Genomic DNA, 8,234 nt, shown 5'->3' with positions numbered 1-8,234 from the left:
CCCTGTACGTCCCTCATGCCATCCAGGCCCTGCGCACCGGCCTGGACCTGCTCGCCACCCACACCGATCCCGACGGCCGACCCCTCACCCGGCACGGGCTCGCCCTGGAGAGCACACAGCTGCGCACCGCCGTCCTGGTCAGGGTCCTCGCCCTCACCGGAACGGTCGCGGACCTGGTGGGCCGCCTTGGTTCGGCCACGTCCAGCACGTCCTTCACCGAACGCATCCGCGCCCTCGGCCGGGTCGTCGACCAGCTGGGAGTGGTGCAGCAGGAGATCCGGGCGCTCGCCGCCGACCCGGACGTTCGGCTCGGCGCCGCGGCGCTTGACACCGTACGGCCCCGCGCGCTGCTGCAGCCGGACCCGCCCCGCACCGCGGAAACCCCCGCACAGCTCGGCACCGGCGCCGCAGCCTCCGCCAAACGGCTCGCGGACATCAGCTGGCGCGCCGTACAGGCGGGCGACGACTCCTACGCGCACACGGCCTCCGCCATGGGCACCGCAGCCCACAACATCTCCACCGTCTACCAGCTGACCCGGGCCCTGTATACCCACGCCGCCGACCACGCCCCGGCCACCGTCTCCGCCCACCTCGCCTCCGTTCACGCCGCCGACACCGCCTGGGAAACAGCCGAGCACGCCTGGCAGCGCGTCGCCGCCTGCTGGGCCCCCCTACGCTCCGCCCCCGACAACACTCCCTCGGCCGTCGCCGCCGAGTCGCACGCCCTGGTCGACCGGGTGGGCCGGCTCCTCCACGCCGACCCGGCCTGGCGACTGTCCCACGGCCCCGGCGGCCCGACCCGTCAGGCCTGCGACATCGCCGCGGCCCTGCCGGTGTGGAGCGATGCCCTGCGCCAGATCTCCGCCCGCCTCCAGCACCTCGCCGAGGACCACGCGGTCCTCGCCGAACGCCTCGCCGACACCCGTCGGCTGATGATGCGAGCCGCCGGCCCCGGGCACAACCGGCTGCCGGCCCGGCCGCTGCCCGCCGATCGGCGTGCCGAGCTCGCCGAGGAGTACCGGTCCGCCGGCCGGGCGAGCGCGGCCGCCGAGACGGCCCTCACCCGGGTGGCGTCGGCGCTCGGAGCCGACCTCGCCGCCCAGCACCTCCACCACCGGCTCGCCTCCATCCCAGACGCCCAGGCCGCCGACCGCATCACCCTCAGGCGCTCAGCGGCCCGGCTCGCCGCGACCGGGCAGAACCCGCAGCCGACCCGGCGTCCAAGGCGGAGCGGCCTGGGCCTGTGAACTACTGGACCCGCCGGGCGGAATCCAAGAAAGCGACGTGGCCGACACCGGTGACGATTCCTACGAGGTGCCTCCCCGCCAGTCGGCGCCGACACCTGGACCACCGGCAAGCACTGTGTCTTCGCCGACGACCCGATCCACAGTCGGCTGCTCGCGGTCGAGCGGTGGGTCGACCTCGTATGTCCGCAGGACCACTCAGTGGCGGTTTGTGGCGACGACATTGGCGACGGCGGCATCGGGGAGCTGAAGGTCGTCCTGCGTCAGCCTCTCCGTCCCGGGCCCTGGTCAAAGCGGTCACCGGCGAACACGTTCCCTACGCCCACGCCTGATGACAGCCCGTACGATGCTGTCGAAGGCTCAGAGCTGACTCGCCGGGGCGCAGCTGGGACAGACAGCCGCTGGGGATTTGGCCCCGCACACTTGGGGCTCCGGATTCGAACTGAATGGATTGGCGCGCTCTGAGCTCAATCGCCGCAGGTCAAGAAGTGTCGGCCCCGCGCTCGCGGGGATAGCTCCCGGTCGGGGGATTGCGTCCAGCGGCGTAGGACGTCGGCCCCGCGCTCGCGGGGATAGCTCCATCGAATCCGGCGCACGCCAGAGCGACCCCCGGTCGGCCCCGCGCTCGCGGGGATAGCTCCGCGGACGGCTCCGACAGCGGTCCCCCCAGGTAGTCGGCCCCGCGCTCGCGGGGATAGCTCCTGGCACGTCCAGTCGGTCACCTCGGGCCTGAAGTCGGCCCCGCGCTCGCGGGGATAGCTCCCTGTCATTCGACTGGACGGTGCTGCACTACGAGTCGGCCCCGCGCTCGCGGGGATAGATCCGCGCGGTACTGCGACGGGATTTGGCCGGGCAGGTCGGCCCGAACGATGGCCCGCGGTGGCCTATTGGGGGCTTGCTACCCGCCGCATGGTAGCCCGCCCGGTCAACGCCACCGCGCGGCCATCAAGGCCAACTGGGCGTCCATCCTGGCCTGGCGCGGCGGGAAGTGATGCCGGGAGGGGTGCTCTACCAGGAGTGCCCCTTCCGCCGCTATGGTAGCGGTCCGTAGCGTCCTGACTACGTGCACCGGGGGAACGGTGGCCGAGACGTTCGGTAGGTTCATCTCGCTTCGTCGCTCGGAGATGGGCTGGACACAGCTGCGGCTCGCGGTGGAGCTCGACCACGGCGAGGACTGGATGTCCCAGGTCGAGCGTGATGTCCAGCGGGTCACGGACGTGCAGCTCTTACGTCGGATGGCCTCGGTGCTGGGAGTTGAGGCCGACATGTTGATGGCGCTGCCACAGCCTGCAGCAAAGAGGTTGAGATCACCGCGACGGCGAGCCAGCCCGGGTACGCTGGCGACGACTTCCGGTGCCGAGGAGGACGAAGACGTGCGACGCCGCCCGTTCCTGACCCTGGCCGTCGCCGCCCTCGGTGCCGGGCTCGCTGGCCAGCAGGCCGCGCACGCCGAGGCCTCGTCGCCGCTCGGCGGCCTGGAGGACCTGCTGCTGTACGGCCCGAATCGGCTCCCGGCTCCCCGCCGCGATCCGAGCATGGCAAGCGTCGCAGCGTCCGTGCTGGCCTCTCGGAAGGAGTTCAAGTCGGCTCGGTACGACGTCCTGGCCGAGGCCCTGCCCGGCCGGATCGCCGCGGCCGGCATGGTCGGCACGGCGGAGGAGCGCGCTCGGAACGCCGCCCAGCTGTACAACATCGCCGTCCGGCTGTGCATCAAGGTCGGCACGAACAACCTGGTGTCGATCACGTCCGACCGCGCACTGACTGCCGCCCGGCAGGCCGGTGACCCGCTGGTCGTCGCGGAGGCGCAGCGGATGGTCTCCAGTTCCTGGCGTCGCCAGGGCAGCCTGGCCAGGGCGACGGACATCGTGGTGGTCGCCGCCGAGGACTTGTTCGCCGACGCCTCTGTTCCGGAGGCCTCGCGCCTTGCAACACGCGGCGATCTGTACGCCACGGCCGCCTACACCGCGGCGAAGGGTGGTGACCGCTCCTACGCCCACGCCTTGATCAAGGAAGCCGCCGACAGCGCTGCCGCGGCGGGCCGTTCCTCCGGGCTGGTGGACGGCATCCAGGGCGTCGCCCTGCACGAGCTGTCGGTGCACTACGAACTCGGTGACGCCGGGCGGGCGATCGAGCTGGCCCGGACGATCGACCCGACGGCGCTGCCGACCGCCGAGCGGCAGGCCCGCTTCTTCATCGACGTTGCCAGGGCGTTCGACCAGTGGGGCAAGCCGGAGCAGTGCTACCGCGCTCTCCTCGCTGCCGAGGAAGCAGCTCCGCAGGAAGTCCGGCGCGGCGCCGTCCGTGACCTCGCCGTCGGACTGCTGCGACACGATCGCAAGTTGCCCGGGGTGCAGGACTTCGCGCTCCGTGCGGGTGTGCGGATCGGCTGACCCGTAGTCGGACTACGGCCCGTAGTCCGACTACGGATCACGCCATCGGGGTGGCGGTTCACTGGGGAAGCCGGACTCCCAACGCTGCCGAAGACCCCATGCTGACGAACAGCACCACGTCCTACGTCTACTGCCCTCACCCGCGCCGGAAACACGCCACCCCGGCCCGCGACCGTCTGGGGACGTTCCTGACGTCCTCCTGAGTCGCTCTGGACCTCCTCGGCACCGGCGTCCTCGGCCTGTTGATCCACCACGCCGAGGCAGCGCACTTCTCCTCATCCCCGGCCGCTACCACGCCGGATCAGCCCCACCCGTAGCAAGGCACTTCTCCGTCCCGAGAACAGGAGTGTGTCGTGACCCTCCTCACCCTCTCGCCCCGCCCGACCCCGGCTGTCAGCGTGACCGCGCTGCGGAACTTCGCTGCGCTGCGTGGCCAGCTCCGCGTCTCCCTCGGCCCCGAGTGCAACATCGCCTGCTGGTTCTGCCACAACGAGGGCGACGTCCCGCCCGGAACCACACGCGAGGACCGCACCCGGCAGCCGCGCCAGCGGGTCCTGTGCGCCGAGCACTACGTGACCATCATCGGCACGTTGATCGACCAGGGCCTCACCCGGGTGTACTTCACCGGCGGTGAGACCCTGGCGTCGAAGCTGGCCAAGCCGGTCCTCGACGGCATGCGGCAGTTCGTTGCCCCGGACGTCAGCTTCTCGCTGATCACCAACGGCATCCTGCTCGCCCGGTCCATGCCGTGGCTGCGGGACACCGTCCTCGACAAGATCAAAGTCTCGCTGCACTACTTCAGCGACGAGACGTTCCGGGAGATCGCCAAGACTCGACTGCCGGTCTCGACCGTCCTCGGCGGGATCGACGCGGCCCGGGAGGCCTTCGAGCGGGTCGAGCTGAACACCCTGCTCCAGAAGCGGAACGAGCACGAGGTCCGCGCGATCCTCCAGTACGCGCTGGAGCGCCGGCTGCCGATTCAGTTCATCGAGCTGGTCGACACCGACTTCAACGCCTCCGAGCAGAGCGCGGCGGTTCCGGCGGACGGGCTGGTGGCCCATCTGCGCACGCTCACCCGCGAGGAGCGTGTCGAGATCGCGGGCGTCGGCCAGGGCCGGCGCGTCTTCACCATCGACGGCCTGGAGGTCGAGGTCATCCACCGTGAACTCGGCCGCCACCACGTCGGCCAGTGCGGGACCTGCCCGATCCGGCCGCAGTGCGTCGAAGGATTCTGGGCGCTGCGCCTGGACCACGCCGGCGGCCTCCAGCCGTGCCTGCTGCGCGACGACCTCCGACTCGACCTCACCGACCTGTTGGCCACCGCCGACGCCCCGGCCGGGATCGCTACGGCGGTCGCCGGGCACGTCGCCTCGTTCACGGAGGGAACGCTGTGAGCTTCGAACTGCATCCCTGCTACCAGCCGCCGATCACCGGCCACAACGGCGCCCTCCTCGCGCTGGAGGGGATCAGCGGCTCCGGCAAGTCCACCCTGACCCGCCTCCTCGCCGACCGGCTCGGCGCGCAGACCCTGCACGTCATCCCGCGTCCCCTCGGCTCGCTGATCGGCTACGTCAACGACCACGGCGGCGCGCTGACCCAGTTCGCCTTCCACCTGGCGGGGGCCCTCGACGCGGCCGACACCGCGCGCCGCGCACTGGTCAGCGGGAACCTCGTCGCGGACCGGTGGTCCGCCTCGGTCGTCGTCAACCACGCTGCCGTGAACCAGCTCGACCTGGAGGTCGCCGCCGGCGCGTTCCGTCCGTACCTGGGCTACCTGCCGCGGCCCGACCTGACGGTCTACCTGGAGACCTCCGAGAAGGAGATCCGGCACCGGATGGACACCCGGCCGGCCCGGGCCGCGACGGACCGGTTCCTGGCCCGCCGGCCCGCCCTGCTGTCGCACGTCCAGGAGCTGTACCGGCTGTTCGCCGCCACCGACACCACGGGCGTGCCGATCAGCACCGACGGGCGCACCCCGGAGGAGCTCGCCGAGGAGATCCACTCGCTGCTGGAGGACCGCCGTGCTCAATCCCGTTGACCTCTCCAAGGTCTTCGCTGAGGACCGGATCACCGGCCGGCACCCGGTCGACCTGCACCCGGCCGTCGCCTGGTGGGTCGGGTCCTGCCTTGTGCTCACCACGGGCGCGCACGGCGTCGCCCTGGTGCACGACGGCAGCGAGCTGGCCAAGCAGTATTGCGGGCTGTTCAACCGGGGCGCGATCAACTGCCGGCACTTCGCCGCGACGGTGTCCGTCGTCGGCGAGGGCGACGAGGAGCTGCTGGCCTACGCGATCCGCACCCTCCAGGTGCCCGGCGCCCGGATCAGCACGGTCGGCGTGGAGGTGACGATCCAGCTGCTCGCCGCCGACGGGGCCGCGATCACCGTGGGCGCCGGCCTGGAGAAGATCTGCGACCTCATCGCCCGGGACAAGGTGCCGATCCCCGTCAACGACCACTCCAAAGGCCGGGTCATCCACCGGCCCGACCTCGCCAAGCACTATGCCACCGCGGAGGGATGACGTGATCGATGCCGCCACCGTCATCGGGTCCGGGACGAACATCCTGTTCGTCACCCTGGACTCGCTGCGCTACGACGTCGCCCGGGCGACGATGCACGCCGGCCAGACGCCCCGGCTGGCCGGCCTCCTGCCGGGAGGGCAGTGGGAGGAGCGCCGGACGCCCGGCACGTTCACCCTGCCCGCGCACGTGGCGTTCTTCTCCGGATTCCTGCCGAAGCTCCCGCAGCCGAAGCAGCCCCCGCGGCTGTGGGAGTGCCGGCCGCCGGCGTTCAAGACGGTCGACCCGCGCACGTTCGTCTTCGACGCGCCGAACCTCCTCGTCGGGCTCGGCCGGCACGGCTACCGCACGGTGTGCATCGGCGGCGTCACGTACTTCTCCCGGGAGACGCCGCTCGGGTCCGTCCTGCCGGACATGTTCGACGAGGACTTCTGGCGGCCGGAGTTCTGCTCGCCGGAGCCGGACTCGACCCGCTACCAGGTCGAGCACGCCCTCGAAGTCGCCCGGGCGCGTGCGGATCGGCCGCTGTTCCTGTTCGTCAACGTCTCGGCGACGCACGTCCCCCACGGTCACTACCTCGGCGACAGCTCCGACTCCTGGCAGTCGCAGGCCGCCGCCCTCGCGTACGCCGACGAGCACCTGGGCGACCTGGTCGACGGCCTGACCAGCGACAGGAGGTGGCTGGTCATCATGTGCGCCGACCACGGGGACGCCTTCGGCGAGGACGGCTACCACGGGCGCGGGATCACCCACCCGACGGTGACGAACGTGCCGTTCGCCAGCATGGTGGTCTGACCGCGGCTTAACCTCCGTGCATGACCAACACGCAGTTGCCCACCCGGGACGCGGCCGTCGTCGTGGCCCGTGACTCCAACGGCCTGGTCGCCGTGCTGACCGCGCCGTTCCCCCTGCACGGTGGCGAGTACCTGTTCCTGCCAGGAGGACGCCAGGAGGGCGACGAGAACCTGGATGAGTGCGCGCAGCGCGAGCTTCGCGAAGAGGCCGGGATCACCGCCGCCACCTGGCGTCCGCTCGGGTCGTACGCCATCGTGCCGGGCTCGACGGCGCGCCTCCACCTCTTCGAGGCCCGGGACCTCACCCTCGGCCCACAAGAGCTGGCCCCTGGGGAAGACGGCTTCAAGCTGATGTGGTGGCCGATGGAGGAAGCTCTCGCTGCGGTCAGCGAGGGGCGGTTCCTCCTCCAGGGCGGCCCCCTCGCGCTGCTCCTCGCCGACCGGCTGCCGGTCGCTGCGTGAGCACAGTTGTGCGCCTGACGGAAGGACGACGCTTCCGGCGTCGGGTGACGCGCCGTCGGTCCAGGGACGGCTGGAGCCGGTGTCCAGCTCCCTTGGGGTGTTCCCGAGCGTATTCCCACGGGAACGCACCGGCGGGAAGAACGGCATGATGCGTGGGGGACCGGGCAGAAGCGGCCGCCCGATCCGCCGAAGTAGGCGGCCCGCTCTGCGACGAGCACCTCGACGGCGGCAGGGTGGTGCGCAGCCAGCTGGGCGAGGACGGTGGCATCGCCGAGCTGAAGGTCGTCCTGCGTCAGCCGCTCCACCCCCGGGCCCTGACCGACGCCCTAACCCGGCGAGCCCGTCCCCTGCACCCACGCCTGACTTCAACAGTCCGTACGATGCTGTCGAAGGCTCAGAGTCGGTGCGCCGGGGCGCAGCTGGGAGAGACAGCCTCTGGGGCATCGGCCCGGCACACGTGGGGCTCTGGATTCGAACTGAATGGATTGGCGCACTCTGCTCCCAATCGCAGCAGGTCAGGAAGTGTCGGCCCCGCGCTCGCGGGGATAGTCAAGAACCGCGAACCGTACCGGCGGCACCGCCAGGCAGCGGCGGCCAAGCTGCAGACCGACGAGGACTGCCTCTGGCCGGACGCGAAGTCGGAGACCCGGCGCCTGGACGAGGCCGATGCCGAGATCGTCCATGTCTATCCCCACGGGGAAGTACGCCAGGAGTTCTCCCTGTGCTTCCGCTCTAGTACTGCAACGGTGCTTACTGTGGCGAGGCTTCAGCTCTTGGGCTGTGGCCTCGTCGTTTGTAGTGGCTGGTCCGGGCCTGGTGTTGGCGTC

7 protein-coding genes and 1 CRISPR repeat array are annotated in these 8,234 nt (G+C 71.1%); all 7 genes read left to right on the top strand.

Annotated elements, in window-relative coordinates:
* On the top strand, positions 1-1,247 hold a 1,247-nt coding region (locus tag ACIQOV_RS16105), incomplete at its 5' end, for a hypothetical protein (protein WP_401049006.1).
* Positions 1,248-1,734: 487 nt separating this feature from the next.
* Positions 1,735-2,068: direct repeats of the CRISPR family, unit length 29 nt; unit sequence GTCGGCCCCGCGCTCGCGGGGATAGCTCC.
* 255 nt (positions 2,069-2,323) lie between these two features.
* Positions 2,324-3,634, top strand: coding sequence for a helix-turn-helix domain-containing protein (locus ACIQOV_RS16100; RefSeq protein ID WP_401049004.1), 1,311 nt, complete (start codon positions 2,324-2,326; stop codon positions 3,632-3,634).
* 353 nt (positions 3,635-3,987) lie between these two features.
* Entirely contained in the window at positions 3,988-5,028 is a 1,041-nt protein-coding gene (locus ACIQOV_RS16095; protein WP_331768753.1) for a radical SAM protein, read from the top strand.
* On the top strand, positions 5,025-5,672 hold the full coding sequence (locus ACIQOV_RS16090; protein ID WP_331768752.1) for a thymidylate kinase: 648 nt from the start codon (positions 5,025-5,027) through the stop codon (positions 5,670-5,672). Before ACIQOV_RS16095 ends, ACIQOV_RS16090 begins: the two co-directional genes overlap by 4 nt.
* A complete protein-coding gene (locus tag ACIQOV_RS16085; RefSeq protein ID WP_331768751.1) occupies positions 5,656-6,153 on the top strand; it encodes a hypothetical protein in 498 nt (165 codons plus the stop codon). Before ACIQOV_RS16090 ends, ACIQOV_RS16085 begins: the two co-directional genes overlap by 17 nt.
* A gap of 1 nt (position 6,154) precedes the next feature.
* Positions 6,155-6,946 carry an STM4013/SEN3800 family hydrolase gene (locus ACIQOV_RS16080; RefSeq protein WP_331768750.1) on the top strand — a complete coding sequence of 264 codons (792 nt, stop codon included), beginning with the start codon at positions 6,155-6,157 and terminating at the stop codon, positions 6,944-6,946.
* Between the two features lie 20 nt (positions 6,947-6,966).
* Entirely contained in the window at positions 6,967-7,407 is a 441-nt protein-coding gene (locus ACIQOV_RS16075) for an NUDIX hydrolase (protein ID WP_331768749.1), read from the top strand.
* The last annotated feature ends 827 nt before the right edge of the window (positions 7,408-8,234 follow it).

Source organism: Kitasatospora sp. NPDC091257, from assembly GCF_044757675.1.
Classification (GTDB): Bacteria; Actinomycetota; Actinomycetes; order Streptomycetales; family Streptomycetaceae; genus Kitasatospora; species Kitasatospora lactacystinica.
Note: the sequence above shows the minus strand (reverse complement) of the source record. Positions and strands in the feature narration are given on the sequence as shown.